The following is a 22,985-nucleotide window of genomic DNA, read 5'->3' as shown; positions in this document are numbered from 1 at the left end:
ATATTTGAGATGTTTTCCTGTAATAAAAAACACAGTATTATTAATGTAGTATCCGTCTAAATCTAAAGCAAAATTTGGATGATCAGTTAACTCAATCCAAATAATTTTTTGTTTAGAAAAATCGTCCATATAAATACAACTACGTAAGTTATAAGGAGTAATCCCTTTATCCTGTCTATTAGTTAGTTGTGAGTAATAATTATCCAAATGAGCTTTAATATCTGGATAATCATCAATATTTATAGCGGATTCTGTAGGTGTTCCATTATGGGTGCATATCAACCATAAATCAGCAAACTCATATCCATATCGTTTTATGTCTCTGCCACGAAGAATCGGGCGTATAATTTCAGCGTTTTTTGATGATTTGGCGACTAATTCTGCCTTCTTCTCTCCATTAATAATAAATGCTTCATTAAAACCAGTCTTTATACCATAATTGATTTGTATATCCCAGTTTTTGAGAGGGATGCCTACTTTTTCTATCTTTTCTTTTATTCTTTTCTCAATATCCGATAGAATAACAAAAGATGACACAGATTTTTCGCTAAAAGATGATATTATAGAGAATTGATTAAGGTAATCGCTCTAAAATTGTATAAATTAATAGTATAATAAAATTATATTATAAATATAGATATAATATGATAGTCTATTTTATATATAGTATTTTTGTATATAATAATATTATATTTTAAATATGAATTCATGATTTACGGATACATTAGAGTAAGCTCAGATAAGCAGACAACAGAAAATCAACATTTTGAAATAACTAATTATTCCATAGATAAGAAGATGCCTATTGATGAGTGGATTGAGGAGACTATTAGTGGCACTAAAAAAGTTTCAGAAAGGGAGTTGGGTAAGCTTCTGGATAAAATGATAAAAGGAGATATTCTTATTGTAACTGAACTTTCACGTTTAGGTAGGAATTTAATGCAGATAATGAGTATCTTACACACCTGTATGGAGAAGGAAATAATGGTCTTTACTATCAAAGAAAATTATGAATTAGGCAATAATATAAATTCCAAAGTTCTAGCCTTTGCATTCGGCTTATCTGCAGAAATCGAAAGAAATCTAATATCGCAACGTACAAAGGAAGCTCTTGCTCGTAAAAAGGCAGAAGGGGTTATCCTCGGTCGTCCTATTGGAAGTAAGTCTAAAACCGTTAAACTTACTGGGCGTGAAGACGAAATAAAAGAGCTTTTAGATAAAAAGATATCCAAAAGTGCTATTGGACGAATTCTTGGTGTACACAGGTTAACAGTTAGTGCATTCCTTAAAGAGAATCAGCTTTAATTGATACTTTGTCACAGCTTTTTAAATTAAGCAATAACTCTAAAATAGACCATCCTTATTTCTGTAACCACATATGCTCATACTTTTTTTCAAATTCTTCAGTTAATTCCATAATCTTTTTTTGAAGAACAACCATTTCGATGGTTTGTTTTTCCAGTTTATAAAGAAAAGCCAAGGCCTTTTTCTCGGAAAAATTCGACTTTAGGGCTTTGACTATTTGGTTATAGTTCGTACCGACTATTCGAAATTGTCCGAAGAAAGTAGTGAGTCTCATGTAATAATCTTGTATAGCTTTATCGATTTTTACAATCTTTATTGGCTTGTTAAATATGCAAGAAGTAATAAAATGAGACTTAACATTCATACATGACTTATCATATAAAGCGAGAAAGCGTGCATTATCAACGTCGTTCAAATAAATAACATAACGATGTGTTGCCGGATCTTTTTTCGGATTTCTTCCTCCTTTTCTTCTTCCCGAAAGATTATTTGTTTTCATACCTACATAAAGATTTAATAAATAAAAATTACGACTTCGGAGTGATTTTCTCCCCCTGAAAGGGCAAGGGTTTTGAGGCACGGAAATTTATTTCAAGTGCTTCAAAACATACCTTGCTGTATTCTGACGAATACCAAAATCCATCCTCCGATGGATTGTCTTAAAGTTTATTTGAGAGATTATCATTACGCTACAAAGGTAGCGTCTGTTAATTGAAAGGTTATGATGAGGTTATCAGACAAATGGTGACAGCAGATGTCACTAGATGTCAGTTCTTTTTTTTGACGATTTTTGATATCCTCTTGTCTGAATTCATAACTGGATTTGTTCATTCAGATATTTACTAATTATTGATGTATTTACTTCAGCAATAATTTATGTACTGAATACGTTAGCTCTTGACTGATACCAATAAAGAAGACAACCAATAAATACTGACTTCATGGGTTCATGAATGAATGTCTTCACTAAGTCATGAGGTCAAGACATAACTCATCTACTAAGGAATAAATAAATTACAGATCGAATGCCATAGTTAAGTAATGGGTGATTGACTGAATGAAGTATATATCTACAACTTCATTGAATATTATTTCTTTTTCAACTGATAAACACCCTTCCCTGTGAAAAGAATAAAATAGACCATATTTTTGAGGGAATACTACCCAACGGGTGGAGATTGCCGAAAAAACCTGCAAGGCTTGATATTGGCGTTTTATTCTTGGAATAGACCTTTGTTATCAGATGATAAAAAGGTTATGGCATAAAAAAGGGTAAAAGAACATTTTTACCCCATTAATTAAATCGAAATTATAATATCTATTTATCTCTTACATAGCCAACTCTTTTCCTCGATTTTGCATCTTGTTCCTTCTGACTTGCCAACTCTGTTAGTGCTTGGTAAATATCATTGAATTGTAGATTCGTTTCTAACATGAAGTTTTCTAATTTCTGATTTAGTTCAGCATAACCCAAAGCATATTGACGAAGCATAATAAAAGCCCTAACTATTTGGATATTAACCGAAATTGCTTTCTGAGTATTTAATAATCCTGCTAGCATCGCAATTCCATGTTCCGTGAAAGCATAAGGTAACTTTCTAGTGCCGCCCCAACTTGATGTTCCATTTTGGAATATCAAGTCAAATTCTTTATTATTCAATTGAAACATAAAATCTTCGGGAAAACGATCCAGATTTCGTTTTACTGCTTTATTCAAATTGCTAGTTGTAACCTCATATAGTTCAGCCAAATCCTTATCAAGGATTACTTTATAACCTCTTATTTCATATATCCGATTCTGTATTACTTGTAATTCCATATTGATCTCTATTTAGCTTTTGATAATTGAGTGTTATTGGCTTGCAATTTGATAGAAAGTGAGTTCATTTCGTTACTTATCAGGTTTTCGGTAACTCGAGCATAAATTTGTGTTGTACGAATATTTGTGTGCCCTAGCATTTTAGAAACAGCCTCAATAGAAACACCCTTAGCTAAAGTGGTTGTACTTGCAAAAGTATGTCTTGCAAGGTGGAAGCTCAGACGCTTCTCAATCCCACACAAATCCCCAATTTCCTTGAGGTAAGAATTCATCTTTTGATTACTCAATGTTGGCAATACTTTATTTTCATTTTGTAGCCCTCTATACTTCTCAATAATAGATAAGGGGATGTCTAACAGTGGAACAGTCACAACAGTATCAGTTTTTGCACGTTTAGTCATAATCCATAATTTACCATCTACTCCTGTCTGTATATTGTCATATGTAAGTTTATAAGTATCTACATATGCCAAACCAGTCATACAGGCAAAGACAAAAATATCCCGTACTTTCTCAAGACGTTCTATATCGAATTTCTTGTTTTTAATAATCTCTAGTTCTTGATCAGTCAAATATCCTCTATCTACTTTCTTAAAATGGATTTTATAGTTAGCAAAGGGATTGTGTTGCATCCATCCATTGTTTTGAGCAATGAGAGTCACCCGTTTAAAGAATTGAATGAACTTTGCTGTTGTATTAGGACTACAACATGCTTGTGTTCTCAGATAGACTTCAAAATCGCAGATAAATTGATACTTTATCTCTTTTACATTGATATCAGAAATATTATACTTGAATTTCATAAATTCAGATATCCTTGTATAAGTCACTTTATATTTTTGCAAGGTTGCTTTTGCCTTAGTAATATTTACCAAAGCTTCTATATCTTTTATCAAGTCTCTAAACAAAACGAGCAGCATTGTATTATCGGTTGATATGCCCAGATAAGAATTCTTTAATTTTTCAGCAGTCACATAATTGTCTTTCTCGAATATCTCCCGATACATATTGTGTAAGATAGTACGACAAGCGTCAAGGGTTTGATTCACTTCTATGGCTTCTCTCGATTTGCTTCTGGCTTTGTGATTCTCCATATCCCAAAGCTCGGCTCTGATGTCTTTGTGGATATTAAAACTTACAGCCTCACCCGCAATAGTTATCCTGCAAAAGATAGGGGTGAACGAATCCTTCCTCATTTTGTCCTTTCTTAGGTAGAAAGTGATGGCAAACGTGCTTTTTGATGTTCTCATAATTCCTCTTTTTAAAGCATTAAAATTAGTTCTAATCAATTGTTTTTGAGGAAAATAAGTACTGCCAATATTGGACTGCAAACTACCAATTTGCGACACATCAAGGGTGAACGAATAAAATTGCAGGGGTGAACACTTTGGCAACGAAATGTTGTCTTAAAGTGGCTTTTCTATGTCTTTGGGAGGAAAGGTGAATACATAAAAAAAATCCTACAATATGTTGATATTGTAGGATTTATCCAAGCTTTGTCGCTTTTTATCTTTTCTTAAAGCGGAAGCGGGGGGATTCGAACCCCCGGTACAGTTACCCGTACGTCAGTTTAGCAAACTGGTGGTTTCAGCCACTCACCCACACTTCCTGAAACCACAATCGGCTTTTCGCTAATTGCGATGCAAATATAGTTGTTTGTTTTGATTATACAAACAGTTTCCTGACTTAAATAGCATTTTCTTTAATCAAATACTCTGCTATCTGAACTGCATTTAATGCTGCGCCTTTCTTGATCTGATCGGCTACTACCCAGAATGTCAAACCATTCTTATTGGCTATATCTTGGCGTATACGTCCAACATACACAGGGTCTTGTCCTGCAACAAACAATGGCATCGGATATTCTTTTTGTGCGGGATTGTCTTGCAACACAATTCCTTCAGCTTTAGAGAATGCCTCACGGGCTTCTTCCGGCGACACAGGTCTTTCGGTCTCTACCCAGATAGCCTCAGAATGAGAACGAAGTACAGGAACACGGATACATGTTGCACTCACTTCTATATCAGAGTGCATAATCTTACGTGTTTCGTTGTACATCTTCAACTCTTCTTTTGTATATCCATTATCTGTAAACACGTCAATGTGAGGAATCACATTATACGCAAGCTGGTAAGCAAACTTCTCTACAGCCACATCATTGTTAAATGCAATTTGCTTAAATTGATTGATCAACTCTTCCATAGCCGCAGCTCCTGCTCCTGATGCTGCCTGATAAGTTGCTACATGTGCTCTTTTAATATGAGATATTTTTTCTATCACATTCATAGCCACTACCATCTGTATCGTTGAGCAGTTTGGATTTGCGATTATCCCCTTAGGACGAACTTTTCCATCCTCTCCATTTACTTCGGGTACAACAAGAGGTACATCCTTATCCATACGGAAAGCACTTGAGTTGTCTATCATGATTGCTCCATGCTTGGTAATTGTTTCAGCATATTCGATAGAAACACTTCCTCCAGCGGATGTAAAAGCAATATCTATATCTTTAAAATCGTCATTGTGCTTCAGCTCCTTCACCGTATACTGTTTATCACGAAACGTATAGACATTGCCTGCGCTTCTGGCAGAACCGAATAATACTAATTCCTTTATCGGGAAATTTCGTTCGTCAAGAACTCTTAAAAACTCCTGACCTACAGCACCACTTGTGCCAACAATAGCGATTCTCATTTTTTTATTGGTATAGAGTAAATTATTTAATATAAAACAGGTTGCAAATATAACGATTTACTATCAATTATGTATTCTTTGTGTTTTTTTGTTACCCTAAGTAAACTACAAATTAAACAAAAAAAACTATAGCGCTTGTATTTCTTGATTTCTTGCCTGTATTTCCATTTGCGGTATACCCACTTGCAATTGTTCGACTTCCTTTTCAAGACTATAGATATCAGAAGACATTCTCCGCTTTTCATCCTGAGATGCAGTATTATAATCTGCACGCAGTTTTTCCAACTTTTCGGATAGTCCTTTTAGTTCCGATTTCATCTCTACTACCTTCGAATATGTACTCTGAGCTGTTCTATTTTTGAAATCTGACATTTTATAATACGTCTTGTTATCATTAATAACGAATTCAAAATCATGAGTCACCTCTACTTTCACAACAGCTTCTTGACGAGCCAACGCAATCAGATTTTTGTAATTATTATTTTTTTGCCATGTACTCTTTATCGAAGATATTTTAGCTCTACCTGCCAGATAGCTTTCATCCTCGCTCTGGATGGTTTTCACGACTTTATTCGGAACAAATGTATATATGCAAACTTTCCCTTTAGGCATATATCTATCGGAGGCAAACCAGCCAATGCCCTTTTCTTCGTCCACAGCCATCATATAGTCATTAAACAACGAATTGAATGGCATATTCAGACGTTCAGGGGCAAGATAGGTATCTGTATTCATATTGTAGCGAGAGACAAACAAATCATACCCTCCGAGTGTGTCTTCATCTTTTGCTGCAAAATAAATTGTCACTCCATCTGCCATTACGTACGGATAGTTTATATCACCGGAAAGACCAAAATTGTTTGCTGAAAGTTTCTTTTCATTACCAAAATCATCGAACAACTTTTCTTTAGAGTAAAGGCAGAACACATTATCTTTATCGGGCTTGGCATAATACATTTTAGTCCCTTTTTCATTCGTATATACCGTTGCATCTATATGCTTTGCTGATGCGAAAATTTTGTCAAAGGGTTCTAGTTTTCCTGAGCTGAGACTCAGTTTATACGCTGAAAGAAATTTCGCCTTATCTACAATTATACTATCTATTATCTGTATATCTTCTGTGTTGGACACCATACGCCGAAGACGTGACATCACTTTTCTCTTTTCGTCTAATTTTGCTCTCGATGCTTCATCTTTCTTTTTAAGACCGACTTCGTATTTGTTGAAAGATTCTTCCGATTGTGTAAACTTATATTCTTGCCCATATAATTGCCCCAGATACAAAAAGGATTCTTGTATTCTTTTTTTAGAAGCAACGATAAGACATTCTTCCGCTTTTTTAAGATCCCCTCCCGTTTCCAGAAGACAAACCCCATACCACTGATTTAGATTAGCATCTTCCGGCTTAGCTTTATATTCTTCCTCTAAAATGGGTAAAGCCTTTGCATATTCTCCCTGAAGATATAATTCTTTTGCTTCAGAAAGAGTTTGTGAAAATGCCACAGGAACACAAGCAAACATAATAAATAGCCAGATAAATATAGATTTCATGCCGTTCTATTCTAATTAATTATAGGTTTCAAATTTACATGAAAATATTCAAACTATCAATCTGTAAGGGAGGAATGACTTCGGCGAAAGAAATATAGCACAAAATTTTCAAGGCTTATACTCTTTTTTATACCTTTGCCTTTACGAAAAATGAAAATTATGGATTTTAGTTTACAGTCTGTTGTACCTATTTTGATTATTGCTCTCACAGTTATAACCAGCATAAAGGGCTTTAGTGACATGGCCTTTTTTGAACGCTACAAGTTTAATGTAGGGGCTATTTTGGGCAACTCGAAACAATGGGACAGGCTGCTAACATCTGCGACACTCCATGGAGACTATATGCATCTATTGTTTAATATGATGACATTGTACTTCTTCTCCGATATTATTACCTACTCTTTCGGAGTATGGATATATCTGGCTATTTACTTTTTGTCTATTATTGGCGGAGGATTACTCTCTCTTTTCATCCACAGAAAAGAATACTACTACAGTGCCATCGGTGCTTCAGGAGGGGTGGTAGGTATACTTTTTGCTGCTATAGCTGTGTATCCCACAATGCCTCTTCGCTTTTTCTTTATTCCGATAGATATCCCGGGATGGATTTTCGGGCTTGGATATCTGGCTTTTTCCATCTATGGTATGCTGAAAAAGGTTGGTAATATAGGGCACGATGCGCACATGGGCGGTGCTATTGTAGGTATTGTTGTGGCTGTCATTTACACGCCTGCAAAACTACTTAGTATGAATGCGGTCTATTTGGGTATAATGGTTTTGCCGCTGATCGTTTTAGCCTATCTTATTTGGAAAAAAAAATAAAATAACTACTTTTGATTAAACATTGAATCCTAATAAATAGTAAGATATATTAAACCTTCTTTCACATAACAAGTCTCAATAAAAACCAAACTTAGAATAACAGAAGAATAGGTAAACTACGAAAATAATAAACCAGCCATATTTGAACATCAAAGTAACTTTGTTGTTATAAATCTAAATAATATAATCCTAAAATATAAGATGATGAGCAGTGATAAAGATCTGATACAGTATGACGAAGATGATGCTGTAAAGTATATACAGAACTATCTTCCGCAAGAAATGAAAGGAAAATACTCGAGTGACGAAATCAACTATATTATTGATATCGTTTACGAATTCTATGAAGAAAAAGGCTACATGGACGAAGATGCCGATGAGAACGTAATTGTAGACATCGATGAAGATGAAATTGTATCTTATGTATTGAAGAATACGAAAAAAGACAAAATAAATAACTTCTCAGCTGAAGATATCGCATTCATTATACAGGGCGAGATTGCATATTGTGAATCACTAGGGATATTCGAATAAAACGAAGATAATCACACAAATTTTAATTATTAAAAGAATAAATTTATGAAACATTTTTCATTCGTAGCAGCTATTGTTTTGAGCTGCGCATTACTATTATCTAGCTGTGGAGCCAGCAATACTGTAAAAGGTGGAGGTATCGGTGCAGGTGCAGGTGGTGCATTGGGCGCAGGTATTGGTGCTATTATAGGCGGCGGTAAAGGTGCTGCATGGGGTGCAGGTATAGGCGCTGTAGTTGGTGGTTCGGCCGGAGCTATCATTGGCAACAAAATGGACAAACAAAAGAAAGAATTGGAGCAGATCAACGGAGCTCAGGTGGAATCTATCAACGATGGACAAGCTATCAAAGTTACGTTTGAATCAGGAATTCTATTTGCAACAAATTCAAGTACATTAAGTTCTGCTTCACAAAGCGCACTAAGCAACTTCGCTGCTTCATTAAATAATAATCCTGATACTGATGTTCAAATATACGGACACACAGATAATACAGGTTCTGACGCTATAAACAATCCTTTGTCTGAAAAACGTGCACAAGCTGTTTATAATTTCCTTCAAACGAAAGGTGTTTCAGGAAAACGTATGGTATCTCAAGGATTTGGATCTACACAACCTGTTGCCGACAACAGTTCTGTTGCAGGTAGAGCTCAAAACCGTCGTGTAGAAGTTTACATCCTTCCTAACGAAAAGATGCTAAAAGACGCTCAACAGGGTAAATAATCTTACACATAGAGTTTAGCTCGGTAAGCTTAACAAAAAATGAAAGGGGAGAGAAACATAATGTTTCTCTCCCCTTTCTAACTATATAAAAGAATAATTAATTATTCTACGGCATCAAAATCTACTACAGTCTTTCTGGTTGCAGCAATCCTGTCAAAATCTTCCTTTGTACCAACAACTAATTTTTCAAATTCACGTTGTCCTGTACCGGCAGGTAATAAGTGACCACAGATCACATTCTCCTTCAATCCTTCCAGTCTATCTACCTTAGCGTTTATAGCAGCGTCGTTAAGTACTTTTGTTGTTTCCTGGAACGAAGCGGCAGACATAAAGCTTTGAGTCTGGAGAGCAGCACGGGTAATACCTTGAAGTATCTGGTTAGCTGTTGCAGGAACTGCGTCACGCACTTCTACCGGACGAAGGTCTCTACGTTTCAGCATAGAGTTTTCGTCTCTCAGCTTACGTGCAGTAACAATCTGTCCCGGTTCGAATGTTGAAGAATCTCCGGCGTCAACAATAACTTTCTTACCCCAGATTCTGTCATTCTCTTCCATTACTTCATATTTGTCGATAACCTGCTGTTCTAGGAAACGAGTATCTCCCGGATCGATAACTTCTACCTTGCGCATCATCTGACGAACAATCACCTCGAAGTGCTTGTCGTTGATCTTCACACCCTGTAGACGGTATACATCCTGTACTTCGTTTACAATATATTCCTGAACGGCTGTAGGTCCCATAATAGCCAATATATCAGAAGGAGTTGTAGCTCCGTCAGACAGTGGCATACCGGCTCTCACAAAGTCATTTTCTTGAACAAGAATTTGTTTGGATAGAGGCACCAGATATTTCTTAACTTCATCAAGTTTAGAAGTTACTATAATTTCTCTATTACCACGTTTGATCTTACCGAATGAAACCTCACCATCGATTTCCGACACTACTGCAGGATTAGATGGGTTACGTGCTTCGAACAACTCAGTTACACGAGGAAGACCTCCGGTGATATCACCAGCCTTACCTACTGCACGAGGTATCTTAACAAGTACATCTCCGGCTTTGATTGCATCATTATCATCTTTCACAAGGTGAGCACCTAATGGTAAACTATAAGTTTTGATAGTTCTACCCTGCTCATCCAAGACATGAGCTTCAGGAGCTTTAGTCTTATCGCGAGATTCGATAATGATCTTTTCTTTCAGACCGGTTTGTTCATCCGATTCAACTTTAAACGTAACACCTTCTATTACATTCTCGAATTTGATACGTCCTGTAGCTTCAGATATAATAACGGCATTAAATGGATCCCAATCACAGATCAGATCATCTTTTTTCACCTTAGCCCCATCCTTAAAGTACAATTTAGAACCATAAGGAATATTATGAGTAAGGAGTACGATTTTAGTGTTAGGATCAACCAAACGAAGCTCTACCAATCGGCTAACTACAATCTGAGTTTTCTTGCCTGATTCGTCAAGAATATCTACTGTACGAAGATCATCTATTTCTAATATACCATCGTATTTAGCAACAACGCTACTTTCGGTAGCAATATTAGATGCGATACCCCCAACGTGGAATGTACGTAGTGTCAACTGTGTTCCCGGCTCACCGATAGACTGTGCGGCAATAACACCTACAGCCTCACCTCGCTGAACCATACGGCCTGTTGCAAGGTTACGTCCATAGCATTTACCACAAACACCCTTCTTCGATTCGCAAGTAAGAACCGAACGGATCTCTACGCTCTCGATAGGAGAATTTTGTATAATAGTAGCTGCATCTTCTTTGATTTCCTCTCCCGACTTAACAATGATTTCTCCTGTCATCGGATGTTGGATATCATGAACAGATACACGACCTAAGATACGTTCATATAAAGAAGCAACAACTTCTTCATTGTTTTTAAGCTCTGAACAAACAAGACCACGCAATGTACCACAGTCTTCTTCGTTAATGATCACATCTTGTGATACGTCAACAAGACGACGAGTCAAATATCCGGCATCGGCAGTCTTCAAAGCCGTATCGGCAAGACCCTTACGCGCACCGTGGGTAGAGATAAAGTACTCTAACACCGACAATCCTTCTTTAAAGTTCGACAAGATCGGATTCTCAATAATCTGAGCTCCTTCTGCCCCACTCTTTTGAGGTTTCGCCATCAATCCACGCATACCTGACAACTGACGAATCTGCTCTTTCGATCCACGGGCTCCTGAATCCAACATCATATATACGGCGTTGAATCCCTGATCGTCTTCCGAAAGCTGTTTCATCAAGATGTTAGACAATCTTGAGTTGACGTGTGTCCATATATCAATAATCTGGTTGTAACGTTCGTTGTAGGTAATGAATCCCATGTTATAGTTATTCAATATCTGCTCTACTTCGTCATAACCTTGTTGTACTAATGTATCTTTTTCTTCAGGAATGATTACATCTTCGAGGTTGAACGACAAACCTCCACGGAATGCCATTGTATAACCTAAATCTTTAATGTCGTCAAGGAACTGTGCTGTTTTAGCAACCCCACAGGCTTTGATTACATTACCGATGATATCACGTAATGATTTCTTAGAAAGCACTTCATTGATGAATCCTACTTCTACAGGAGTTTTCTCATTAACAAGAACACGTCCGACAGTAGTTTCACGCATCAATTTCTTTATTTCACCATTTTCGTCAAGGTCATTCACATATACTTTTATCAAAGCATGTATATCAACCTTACCCTCATTGTATGCAATAATAGCTTCCTCAGGGCCATAGAATATAAGTCCTTCGCCAAGAGCACCCTTACGGATTTTTGTGATATAATATAGTCCAAGAACCATGTCCTGAGAAGGTACGGTAATAGGAGCTCCATTTGCTGGGTTCAGGATGTTATGAGATGCAAGCATCAACATCTGTGCCTCAAGGATAGCTTCATTACCTAATGGTAAGTGAACAGCCATCTGGTCACCGTCGAAGTCGGCATTGAACGCCGTACATGCTAACGGGTGCAACTGGATCGCTTTACCACCAATCATCTTAGGCTGGAATGCCTGGATACCAAGACGGTGAAGAGTAGGAGCACGGTTGAGCATAACCGGATGTCCTTTCATCACATGTTCCAAGATATCCCATACCACAGGCTCTTTACGATCTACGATCTTCTTAGCCGATTTTACTGTCTTTACGATACCACGCTCGATCAGCTTACGTATAATAAATGGTTTGTACAGCTCAGCTGCCATATCCTGAGGAATACCACATTCGTGCATCTTCAATTCGGGCCCAACGACAATTACCGAACGAGCTGAATAGTCGACACGCTTACCCAACAAGTTTTGACGGAAACGACCTTGTTTACCTTTCAAACTGTCGGATAGTGATTTCAATGGACGATTGGCATCAGTCTTAACTGCACTTGACTTACGTGAGTTGTCAAACAATGAATCGACAGCTTCCTGAAGCATACGTTTTTCGTTACGTAAAATAACTTCGGGAGCTTTGATATCAATAAGTCTTTTCAGACGATTGTTACGTATAATTACACGACGATACAAGTCATTCAGGTCGGATGTAGCAAAACGACCTCCATCTAATGGAACCAACGGACGAAGCTCTGGCGGAATTACCGGAACAATTTTTACAATCATCCACTCCGGTTTATTCTTACCTTTCGATCCACGGAACGCTTCAACAACCTGAAGTTGTTTCAATGCCTCGTTCTTACGTTGTTGAGATGTATCTGTGCTTGCCTTATGGCGCAGAGTATTAGCTAATGAATCGAGGTTGATACGAGACAAAAGGTCGTAAACAGCCTCAGCCCCCATTTTAGCAATAAACTTGTTCGGATCGGTATCGTCCAACAGTTGATTTTCTTTTGGAAGCTTATCCAGAATATTCAAATATTCTTCTTCTGTAAGAAGGTCTTTATCTGCTATTCCTTCTTCTACTGCTGCACCGGACTGAATCACAACATAACGTTCGTAGTAGATGATAGAATCCAGTTTCTTGGTAGGTATACCTAAAAGATAACCCATTTTGTTTGGCAGCGAACGGAAATACCAGATATGAGCCACAGGAACAACAAGGTGGATATGTCCTGTACGTTCGCGACGAACTTTCTTCTCTGTAACTTCAACACCGCATCGGTCACAAACGATACCCTTATAACGGATTCTTTTGTATTTACCGCAATGACATTCGTAATCCTTTACTGGTCCGAATATACGTTCGCAGAAAAGCCCGTCACGTTCAGGTTTGTAAGTACGATAGTTGATTGTTTCAGGTTTCAAAACTTCACCGCTTGATGCTTCCAGAATTTCTTCAGGAGATGCAAGGCTCACAGTTATTTTTGAAAAGCTACTCTTTACTTTATTTTCTTTTCTAAAAGCCATATACTTTTTTCTTTTAAAAGCTGTAGCTATTAGCCATTAGCCGATAGCTGTTTGTTAGAGTATTTAGAATCCGTCGGCTATCAGCTTAGTTAAAGCCGAAAGCCAACGGATAATATGATATTAATCGAGAGAGACACTCAATCCCAAACCACGCATTTCGTGAAGAAGTACGTTTAATGATTCAGGAATACCCGGCTGCGGCATAGGTTCACCTTTTACAATCGCTTCATAAGCTTTTGAACGCCCTATAACGTCATCCGATTTGATTGTCAGAATTTCTCTAAGAATGTGAGCTGCACCGAATGCTTCCAGTGCCCAAACCTCCATTTCTCCGAAACGCTGACCCCCAAATTGAGCCTTACCTCCAAGAGGCTGTTGGGTAATAAGTGAGTATGGTCCGATAGAACGGGCATGCATCTTATCTTCAACCATGTGACCGAGTTTAAGCATATAAATTATACCTACGGTAGCATGTTGGTCAAATTGAATACCTGTTCCTCCATCAATAAGACGGACTTTACCATAACGTGGTACTCCAGCTTTATCTGTCCATTCGTTCAAATCGTCAAGGCTAGCACCATCAAAGATTGGTGTAGCAAACTTAACTCCCAGCTCTTTACCGGCCCAACCCAATACAGTTTCGAAGATCTGACCAAGGTTCATACGAGAAGGCACCCCTAACGGGTTCAACACGATATCAACCGGCGTTCCATCCGGTAAGAACGGCATATCTTCCTGACGAACGATACGCGACACGATACCTTTATTACCGTGACGACCTGCCATCTTATCTCCAACCTGTATCTTACGTTTCTTAGCCACATAAACTTTAGCTATCTGAACTATTCCCGAAGGTAGTTCATCACCTATAGTGAGGTCGAAACGCTTACGTTTAAGCTCAGCATCAAGCTCTTTATATTTATGTAGGTAGTTTACGATAACATCTCTGATAAGCGCATTTTTGTGCTCATCCGATGTCCAGTTACTTACCTGTATTGATTCGTAATCGATACCATCCAAAGCACTCTTCGTAAACTTAGAGCCTTTACCGATAATATCAACATTCAAATAATCTTTAACACCCTGTGATGGTTTGCCTTCGGTCAATACTAATAGCTTATCTACTAATATTCCTTTCAGTTTTGCCATCTTTTCTTCATACTCTTCATCTAGTTTAGGAAGTAAAGCTTTGCTCGAAAGTTTAGTCTTACCCTTTTTAGATGCTTTAGAGAACAAGTTTGTTGATACAACAACACCCTTCAATGAAGGAGATGCTTTCAAAGATGCATCTTTCACATCACCGGCTTTGTCTCCAAAGATTGCACGAAGCAGCTTTTCTTCAGGAGAAGGATCAGATTCACCCTTCGGCGTAATCTTACCGATCAGGATATCTCCCGGACTAACACGAGCTCCTACACGGATAATACCCCTCTCATCCAAGTCTTTAGTAGCATCTTCACTTACGTTCGGAATATCGGATGTCAATTCTTCAACACCACGTTTTGTATCACGAACCTCAAGTGCAAACTCTTCTACATGGACAGATGTAAAGATATCTTCGCGAACAACACGTTCGTTCAGAACGATCGCATCCTCAAAGTTGTATCCTTTCCAAGGCATGAAGGCAACCTTCAGATTCTTACCGATAGCCAATTCGCCTTTTTCAGTTGAATAACCTTCTGTTAGTATCTGATTCAACACAACCCTGTCGCCTTTTCTACAGATAGGACGAAGGTCGATTGTTGTATTTTGGTTTGTCTTACGGAACTTAGGAATAGAATATGTTTTAATCGCATCGTCAAAAGCCACAAAGTCTTCGTCTGCTGTACGATCGTATTTAATTTTAATGGTATCGGCATCTACAAAGACAACTTCACCTGCACCTTCTGCAACAATCTGAGTACGAGAGTCACGAATAAGCTGACCTTCGATACCGGTTCCTACGATAGGAGATTCGGTACGCATCAAAGGAACAGCCTGACGCATCATGTTCGATCCCATCAGCGCACGGTTGGCATCATCATGCTCCAAGAATGGAATCAACGATGCTGCAATAGAAGCGATCTGAGTTGGAGATACATCCATCAACTCTACTTCTGATGGCTCAATAACAGGATAGTCTGCATCTTGACGAGCTTTTACACGCATATTGATAAATGATCCGTCATCATTCAACGGAGCATTACCTTGAGCGATAAGCCTGTCTTCTTCCTCTTCGGCTGCAAGATATACGATACCTTCAGACGATAAGTCGACTTTGCTATCTGCTACTTTACGATATGGTGTTTCAATAAAACCAAGGTCGTTGATCTTTGCATAAACACAAAGAGAAGATATCAAACCAATGTTTGGACCCTCAGGTGTTTCGATCGGACAAAGACGACCATAGTGTGTATAGTGAACGTCACGCACCTCAAAACCGGCTCTTTCGCGAGAAAGACCACCTGGTCCAAGGGCAGACATACGACGCTTGTGAGTAATTTCAGCCAATGGATTGGTTTGATCCATGAACTGAGACAACGCATTTGTACCGAAGAATGTATTTACGACAGAAGAAATTGTTTTAGCATTGATCAAATCAATCGGCGTAAACACTTCATTATCGCGAACGTTCATTCTTTCACGGATGATACGTGCCATACGGTTAAGACCAACTCCAAACTGATTGAAAAGCTGTTCTCCTACAGTACGTACACGACGGTTGCTCAAGTGGTCGATATCGTCAACGATGGCTTTTGAGTTGATCAACTCGATAAGATATTTGATGATCTCAATAATATCTTCCTTCGTTAAAACACGAATATCTGTACTAGTAGAAAGTCCCAGTTTCTTATTCAGCCTGTAACGTCCTACTTCTCCCAAATCGTAACGTTTTTCGGAAAAGAAAAGGTTATTAATAACCTCACGAGCACTTGCATCATCAGCAGGCTCTGCGCTACGCAATTGTCTGTAGATATGACGAACGGCGTCTATTTCCGAGTTACTTGGGTCTTTTTGTAATGTATTGTATATAATTGCAAAGTCAGAAATATTCTGAGACTCTTTATGCAATAATATAGAAGATACACCCGAATCGAGTATCAAATCCAGATGATCTTTTTCCAGAATAGTTTCACGTTCAAGAATAACTTCGTTACGTTCGATAGATGTTACCTCACCGGTATCCTCATCCACGAAGTCTTCCATCCAGGTTCTAAGAATTCTGGCAGCAAGTTTACGGCCTGCTATCTTTTTTATATTTTGTTTATTAACTTTTACCTCTTCTGCCAGATCGAATATTTCGAGGATATTTCTATCACTCTCAAAACCGATAGCACGAAGGAGCGTAGTTACAGGTAATTTCTTTTTACGGTCAATATATGCATACATGACATTATTGATGTCTGTAGCAAATTCAATCCATGAACCTTTGAAAGGAATGATACGTGCCGAATACAATTTAGTACCATTAGCATGCATTGTTTGTCCGAAAAATACGCCCGGTGAACGGTGCAACTGCGAAACAACAACACGCTCGGCACCATTGATCACGAATGTACCTTTTTCGGTCATGTATGGTATCAACCCCAAATAAACATCCTGAATAACCGTGTCAAAGTCTTCATGATCGGGGTCGGTACAATAAAGTTTAAGTTTTGCTTTTAGAGGAACACTATACGTCAATCCTCTGTCGATACACTCTTCGATTGTGTAACGCGGCGGATCGATAAAGTAGTCCAAAAATTCTAATACAAAATTGTTTCGTGTATCAGCTATAGGAAAGTTTTCTGCAAAAACTTTGTATAGACCTTCTTTCTTCCTCTTTTCGGGAGGAGTATCAAGTTGTAAAAAGTCGCGGAATGACTTTAGCTGCACTTCAAGAAAATCCGGATAAGGTAGCGGATTTTTGATTGAAGCGAAATTGACTCTTTGATTTGTATTTATTGAAGACATGGAATATCCAGTTTTGATGAACTTATTATTTTTGACGTAAAAAGGTTAAGAACCTTCACAACGAAGGTTCCTAACCAAAGTATCCTTTGACAGGACTGTTTTTACTTAAGTTCAACTTCAGCTCCTGATTCTTCTAATTGTTTTTTCAATGCTTCTGCTTCATCTTTAGTTACTCCTTTTTTAAGTTCACCAGGAGCAGCATCAACTAGATCTTTAGCTTCTTTCAAACCAAGTCCTGTTAGTTCTTTAACAGCTTTAACAACTTGCAATTTGTTTGCACCTGCTGATTTCAAGATTACATCGAAAGATGTTTTTTCTTCTACAGCTTCTGCAGCTGGACCTGCAGCCGGACCTGCAACTGCAACAGCAGCAGCGGCTGGTTCAATACCATATTCAGTTTTTAGAATTTCAGCTAGTTCGCTAACTTCTTTCACTGTCAAATTTACTAGTTGTTCTGCAATAGCTTTGATATCTGCCATTTTTGTATAAATTAAAATTGTTATTATTCTTTTTTAAATGAATTATCGTTTCGATAATGTTTCTAATACACCATGAATGGTATTACCACCCGATTGAAGGGCTGAGATAACATTCTTGGCTGGAGATTGAAGCAACATGATAACATCGCCGATAAGTTCGTTCTTGCTCTTGATGTTTTCTAATGCGCTCAAATTTTCCGCACCTATGTAGAAGCTTTCTTGCACATAAGCAGCCTTAAGCGAAGGAATTCCTTCTTTCTTGTACTTAGCGATCAGTTTAGCCGGTGCATTAGCTGAATTGGAAAACATCACTGCAGTGTTTCCTTTCAAAACTGAATGTAGTTCCGAATAGTCACCTTCAAGTGTATCCAATGCTTTCTGCAACAGGGTATTCTTTACGACCATTAATTTAATTTCTTGCTTTGCGCACTCTCTTCTCAATTCGCTGGTTTTAGTCGAATTAAGAGTAGCAATATCAGCAAGATAGAAATTGTCGTAACCTTTGATTGTTGCCGCTATAGTTTCTATGATAGTACTTTTATCTTCCTTTCTCATAATGTTTCAGTCAATTTTGATTAATTTTCTACTGATTTAGGGTCAATTTTTACACCCGGACTCATAGTACTTGAAAGACAAACACTTTTCACATAAGTTCCTTTAGCTGCAGTAGGTTTCAGTTTGATAAGCGTAGAAATAAATTCTCTTGCATTATCTCTGATCTGATCTGAAGTAAAAGATACTTTACCTATAGAAGCATGAACGATACCTGCTTTATCAACTTTAAAGTCGATTTTACCTGATTTTACTTCAGTTACAGCTTTAGCAACGTCCACAGTCACAGTTCCGCTCTTAGGGTTAGGCATTAGACCACGAGGTCCAAGTACACGCCCCAAAGCTCCAACTTTACCCATGATAGCAGGCTGAGTGATGATAACATCAATATCAGTCCAACCACCTTTTATCTTTTCGATATATTCATCCAAACCTACATAGTCTGCACCAGCTTCTTTAGCTGCAGCTTCTGCATCCGGAGAACATAATACCAAAACTCTTACTTGTTTTCCTGTTCCATGAGGAAGAGATACTACACCTCTCACCATCTGGTTAGCTTTACGTGGGTCTACACCTAAGCGTACATCCAAATCGACAGATGAGTCGAATTTTGTAGTTGTTATCTCTTTTACAAGAGCTGATGCTTCAGTCAGTGTATATAATTTCCCTGCTTCAATTTTGCTGAAAGCTAACTTCTGATTTTTTGTAAGTTTACCCATTATCAATTGAAGTTTAATTATTTAACATCAGGGAAAGCCCCTTTTACAGTAATACCCATACTTCTTGCTGTACCAGCAACCATCTTCATGGCAGACTCTACGGTAAAACAGTTCAGGTCAACCATTTTATCTTCAGCGATAGCTTGTACTTGATCCCAAGTAATTTCTGCTACCTTCTTACGATTTGGTTCTGCTGATCCACTCTTTGTTTTAGCGGCTTCAAGTAACTGAATTGCCACAGGTGGTTGTTTTACAATAAAATCAAAAGACTTATCAACATAGTAAGTAATTACCACTGGTAATATTTTACCTGCCTTGTCTTGAGTTCTGGCATTAAATTGCTTACAGAAATCCATGATATTGATACCTTTAGAACCTAAAGCAGGCCCTACCGGAGGAGATGGATTTGCTGCACCGCCTTTAATCTGTAACTTTAATTGTCCAGCAATTTCTTTAGCCATTTTTGTTTTTAATTTTTAGTTTTGTTAAAACTTAAATAGAACATCCAGAGTGCGTAACCAGTCCTTATTGCTCTTTTTCAACTTGCATGTAATTCAATTCTAGAGGAGTTTTCCTTCCAAATATCTTTACCATCACCTTGAGTTTCTTTTTCTCAGCGTTCACCTCTTCAATAATACCAGAAAAACCAGAGAAAGGACCATTTGTTACTTTCACGTTTTCTCCAACAAAATATTGAATATCCAAGCCTACTTCCTGCTCATCCAGTTCGTCCATTGTACCTAATATCCGATTTACTTCGGATTGGCTCAGCGGTTGTGGATTAGTAGTATTCGGTAAAAAACCTGCAACGAAATTAATGTTACGAAGTTCATGGATCACTTCACCTACAAGTGCAGCCTCAATCAATATGTAGCCGGGAAGATAAGCTCTTTCTTTGAGAACCTTCTTTCCGTTACGCATAATATAAGTTTTCTCTGTAGGAATAAGAACTTGAGAAATATACTTCCCTAAGTCAGTTTTCTTTATCTCTGATTCAAGATATTCTTTGACTTTATTTTCTTTTCCACTAACAGCACGCAGAACGTACCATTTCTTTTCGATTTCAGTCATAGTTTTTTGACAAGATAAAGATTACAACAGACCATAAAGCAACTTAACCGCTCTATCAAACACCGAATCAACACCCCACACAACCAATGCCATAATAATGGAAGCGATCATGACAATAACTGCACTGCTGGTCAATTCCGGACGAGAGGGCCAAGAAACCTTATATACAAGTTCGTTATAAGAATCTTTAAAATAGTTAATTATTTTTTTCATCACTCCTGTTTGAGTTTAGCACGGGCGGAGAGATTCGAACTCCCGACATTTGGTTTTGGAGACCAACGCTCTACCACTGAACTACGCCCGTATATTAAAGTCGGTTATATTACAAACCGACTTTAGGTTTTATAGAAATTATTAAGATAAAATTTCTGTAATCTGACCAGCACCTACTGTACGTCCACCTTCACGGATAGCGAAACGAAGACCTACGTTACAAGCAACTGGGTAAATCAATTCTACTGTGATTGTTACGTTATCACCAGGCATTACCATGTCTGTTCCTTCAGGAAGAGTGATTTCACCTGTAACGTCCAATGTACGTAGATAGAACTGAGGACGATATTTGTTGTGGAATGGAGTGTGACGTCCACCTTCTTCTTTTTTCAAGATATAAACCTCAGCTTTGATTCTTGTGTGAGGAGTGATTTTACCTGGGTGGGTAATAACCATACCACGTTTGATTTCTTCTTTATCGATACCACGAAGTAGAAGACCTACGTTGTCACCAGCTTGTCCGTCGTCAAGAATCTTACGGAACATTTCTACTCCTGTTACAACTGATTTTTTAGCTTCAGCTCCAAGACCGATAATTTGAACTTCTTCACCAGTTTTGATCTTACCAGTTTCGATACGACCTGTTGCTACAGTACCACGACCTGTGATAGAGAACACGTCTTCAACCGGCATCAAGAATGGTTTATCAACATCACGTGGAGGAAGTGGAATCCAAGTATCAACAGCATTCATAAGCTCCATTACTTGGCTAACCCAAGGTTCAACACCGTTCAAAGCACCAAGTGCAGATCCACGGATAACTGGAGTATTATCTCCGTCGAATTCGTAGAATGAAAGAAGTTCTCTCATTTCAAGTTCTACCAATTCTAGCATTTCTTCGTCATCAACGATATCACATTTGTTCATGAAAACAACCAATCTTGGTACGTTTACCTGACGTGCAAGAAGGATGTGCTCACGAGTTTGAGGCATAGGACCATCAGTAGCAGCTACAACGATGATAGCACCGTCCATCTGAGCAGCACCAGTAACCATGTTCTTTACGTAGTCGGCGTGTCCTGGACAGTCAACGTGAGCATAGTGACGATTAGCTGTTTCGTATTCTACGTGAGAGGTATTGATTGTAATACCACGTTCTTTTTCTTCAGGAGCGTTATCGATAGAGTCGAATGAGCGTGCTTGAGAAAGACCTTTGTCAGCCAATACTTTAGTGATAGCAGCAGTCAAAGTAGTTTTACCGTGGTCAACGTGACCGATTGTACCGATATTTACGTGCGGTTTCGCCCGGTTAAAATGTTCTTTTGCCATAATTAATCTTCTATTATTTAGTTAAATGTATATATTTAATTCAATTTTGAATCTTGTATCCCCGTTAGAGCCCATGACGGGATTTGAACCCGTGACCTCTTCCTTACCAAGGAAGTGCTCTACCACTGAGCTACATTGGCTTAAATCTCAAAATCTTGCTTCAAATTAAACAATTCTCCGTACTTAAAAACAAGAGATATTATTATTAAAGCAAAAGTAATGGAAATTAAAGTGAAGAAATATCCAAATCTATTGATTCATAGCTTTTTCAAAACTTCTTTTTCCTTATAGCTTGAGCCTCTTGTCGGATTCGAACCAACGACCCCGAGATTACAAATCACGTGCTCTGGCCAACTGAGCTAAAGAGGCTAAAAGTCTAATAATTATCGCCATCTCGCTTTTTACACAGCGAAACGGCGACAAAATTAGATATTTTTTTTTAGAATCGCAACACTTTATAGATTTATTTTCCCTTGTGTTTTCTTTTGATTGTCTATTTAGCTTCAACTAGCTTAGTGCCAATTTCATGAACATTGCTATTTTATTTAGCCTGAGCCTTCTCTTTTACCTTAAGCACTTGCTTTTCCAAAGCTTCTATACTCTGAGCAACAGCCTCCTCAAAGCTATCGGCAGTCTTATTGGCAAACAACTCTCCATTTTTTATATTCAATTTAACCGAAGCCTCTTTATTATTGGCTACTTCCGGCTTCACGACTTTCAATATAACTTCTGCATCTACAATCTGATCTGTAAATTTATCCAATTTTGATATTTTTTTCTCAATAAACTCTTTCAGTTGTACTGACGCATCAAAGTGCACCGATTGAATTACAATATTCATAACTAATCCTCCTTTACT

General features: G+C 37.9%; 19 protein-coding genes, 4 tRNA genes and 1 pseudogene. 4 read left to right on the top strand and 20 right to left on the bottom strand.

Annotated features, from left to right (window positions below):
- A pseudogene (locus E4T88_RS12130) lies at positions 1-537 on the bottom strand (TaqI-like C-terminal specificity domain-containing protein); the annotation flags it as partial.
- A gap of 171 nt (positions 538-708) precedes the next feature.
- Between E4T88_RS12130 and E4T88_RS12125 the strand changes: the two are divergent.
- Positions 709-1,305, top strand: a complete 597-nt coding sequence (locus tag E4T88_RS12125; protein ID WP_050702324.1) for a master DNA invertase Mpi family serine-type recombinase — start codon at positions 709-711, stop codon at positions 1,303-1,305.
- A gap of 55 nt (positions 1,306-1,360) precedes the next feature.
- Here the strand turns inward: E4T88_RS12125 and mobA are convergent, their stop codons facing one another.
- The 6 genes from mobA to E4T88_RS12095 form a co-directional block, all read right to left on the bottom strand.
- Positions 1,361-1,804 (bottom strand): conjugal transfer protein MobA, encoded by a 444-nt coding sequence (mobA, locus tag E4T88_RS12120; protein ID WP_050702325.1) that lies wholly within the window; start codon positions 1,802-1,804, stop codon positions 1,361-1,363.
- Positions 1,805-2,623: 819 nt separating this feature from the next.
- On the bottom strand, positions 2,624-3,124 hold the full coding sequence (locus E4T88_RS12115; RefSeq protein ID WP_135105786.1) for an ORF6N domain-containing protein: 501 nt from the start codon (positions 3,122-3,124) through the stop codon (positions 2,624-2,626).
- A gap of 8 nt (positions 3,125-3,132) precedes the next feature.
- Positions 3,133-4,374: a site-specific integrase gene (locus E4T88_RS12110; RefSeq protein ID WP_135105784.1), complete on the bottom strand. Its 1,242-nt coding sequence runs from the start codon at positions 4,372-4,374 to the stop codon at positions 3,133-3,135.
- Positions 4,375-4,646: 272 nt separating this feature from the next.
- A tRNA-Ser gene (locus tag E4T88_RS12105) sits at positions 4,647-4,733 on the bottom strand.
- A gap of 77 nt (positions 4,734-4,810) precedes the next feature.
- Positions 4,811-5,818, bottom strand: coding sequence for an aspartate-semialdehyde dehydrogenase (locus E4T88_RS12100; protein ID WP_006841954.1), 1,008 nt, complete (start codon positions 5,816-5,818; stop codon positions 4,811-4,813).
- A gap of 126 nt (positions 5,819-5,944) precedes the next feature.
- On the bottom strand, positions 5,945-7,369 hold the full coding sequence (locus E4T88_RS12095) for a tetratricopeptide repeat protein (RefSeq protein ID WP_135105782.1): 1,425 nt from the start codon (positions 7,367-7,369) through the stop codon (positions 5,945-5,947).
- Positions 7,370-7,528: 159 nt separating this feature from the next.
- On the opposite strand from E4T88_RS12095, the gene E4T88_RS12090 reads away from it, so the two are divergent.
- The 3 genes from E4T88_RS12090 (at position 7,529) to E4T88_RS12080 (ending at position 9,445) form a co-directional block, all read left to right on the top strand.
- The gene (locus E4T88_RS12090) at positions 7,529-8,191 is read left to right on the top strand and encodes a rhomboid family intramembrane serine protease (protein ID WP_135105780.1); all 663 of its coding nucleotides are present in this window, start codon (positions 7,529-7,531) and stop codon (positions 8,189-8,191) included.
- Between the two features lie 204 nt (positions 8,192-8,395).
- Complete coding sequence (locus tag E4T88_RS12085; RefSeq protein WP_135105798.1) at positions 8,396-8,725, top strand: hypothetical protein; 330 nt, start codon at positions 8,396-8,398, stop codon at positions 8,723-8,725.
- A 45-nt stretch (positions 8,726-8,770) separates the two neighbouring features.
- Entirely contained in the window at positions 8,771-9,445 is a 675-nt protein-coding gene (locus E4T88_RS12080; RefSeq protein ID WP_135105778.1) for a YiaD family glycine zipper/OmpA-like lipoprotein, read from the top strand.
- A gap of 101 nt (positions 9,446-9,546) precedes the next feature.
- On the opposite strand, the gene rpoC is transcribed toward E4T88_RS12080, so the two are convergent.
- The 13 genes from rpoC to hpf form a co-directional block, all read right to left on the bottom strand.
- The gene (rpoC, locus tag E4T88_RS12075) at positions 9,547-13,830 is read right to left on the bottom strand and encodes a DNA-directed RNA polymerase subunit beta' (protein ID WP_135105776.1); all 4,284 of its coding nucleotides are present in this window, start codon (positions 13,828-13,830) and stop codon (positions 9,547-9,549) included.
- A gap of 120 nt (positions 13,831-13,950) precedes the next feature.
- Entirely contained in the window at positions 13,951-17,763 is a 3,813-nt protein-coding gene (rpoB, locus tag E4T88_RS12070; protein ID WP_135105774.1) for a DNA-directed RNA polymerase subunit beta, read from the bottom strand.
- Between the two features lie 101 nt (positions 17,764-17,864).
- Positions 17,865-18,242, bottom strand: coding sequence for a 50S ribosomal protein L7/L12 (rplL, locus tag E4T88_RS12065; RefSeq protein ID WP_006841947.1), 378 nt, complete (start codon positions 18,240-18,242; stop codon positions 17,865-17,867).
- A gap of 42 nt (positions 18,243-18,284) precedes the next feature.
- The gene (gene rplJ, locus E4T88_RS12060) at positions 18,285-18,797 is read right to left on the bottom strand and encodes a 50S ribosomal protein L10 (RefSeq protein WP_135105772.1); all 513 of its coding nucleotides are present in this window, start codon (positions 18,795-18,797) and stop codon (positions 18,285-18,287) included.
- Between the two features lie 20 nt (positions 18,798-18,817).
- Positions 18,818-19,513 carry a 50S ribosomal protein L1 gene (gene rplA, locus E4T88_RS12055; RefSeq protein WP_006841945.1) on the bottom strand — a complete coding sequence of 232 codons (696 nt, stop codon included), beginning with the start codon at positions 19,511-19,513 and terminating at the stop codon, positions 18,818-18,820.
- A 17-nt stretch (positions 19,514-19,530) separates the two neighbouring features.
- Positions 19,531-19,974, bottom strand: a complete 444-nt coding sequence (gene rplK, locus E4T88_RS12050) for a 50S ribosomal protein L11 (protein WP_135105770.1) — start codon at positions 19,972-19,974, stop codon at positions 19,531-19,533.
- Between the two features lie 64 nt (positions 19,975-20,038).
- Positions 20,039-20,584 carry a transcription termination/antitermination protein NusG gene (gene nusG, locus E4T88_RS12045; protein ID WP_006841943.1) on the bottom strand — a complete coding sequence of 182 codons (546 nt, stop codon included), beginning with the start codon at positions 20,582-20,584 and terminating at the stop codon, positions 20,039-20,041.
- 21 nt (positions 20,585-20,605) lie between these two features.
- Complete coding sequence (gene secE, locus E4T88_RS12040) at positions 20,606-20,797, bottom strand: preprotein translocase subunit SecE (protein ID WP_135105768.1); 192 nt, start codon at positions 20,795-20,797, stop codon at positions 20,606-20,608.
- Between the two features lie 19 nt (positions 20,798-20,816).
- Positions 20,817-20,888 (bottom strand) — tRNA-Trp (locus E4T88_RS12035).
- Between the two features lie 50 nt (positions 20,889-20,938).
- Positions 20,939-22,126 carry an elongation factor Tu gene (tuf, locus tag E4T88_RS12030; RefSeq protein WP_135105766.1) on the bottom strand — a complete coding sequence of 396 codons (1,188 nt, stop codon included), beginning with the start codon at positions 22,124-22,126 and terminating at the stop codon, positions 20,939-20,941.
- Between the two features lie 68 nt (positions 22,127-22,194).
- Positions 22,195-22,266, bottom strand: a tRNA-Thr gene (locus tag E4T88_RS12025).
- A 155-nt stretch (positions 22,267-22,421) separates the two neighbouring features.
- Positions 22,422-22,495 (bottom strand) — tRNA-Thr (locus E4T88_RS12020).
- Between the two features lie 172 nt (positions 22,496-22,667).
- On the bottom strand, positions 22,668-22,967 hold the full coding sequence (gene hpf, locus E4T88_RS12015; RefSeq protein ID WP_006841940.1) for a ribosome hibernation-promoting factor, HPF/YfiA family: 300 nt from the start codon (positions 22,965-22,967) through the stop codon (positions 22,668-22,670).
- Positions 22,968-22,985: the final 18 nt, after the last annotated feature.

The organism is Dysgonomonas mossii (genome assembly GCF_004569505.1).
Classification (GTDB): domain Bacteria; phylum Bacteroidota; class Bacteroidia; order Bacteroidales; family Dysgonomonadaceae; genus Dysgonomonas.
This window is presented reverse-complemented; position numbering and strand designations above follow the sequence as displayed.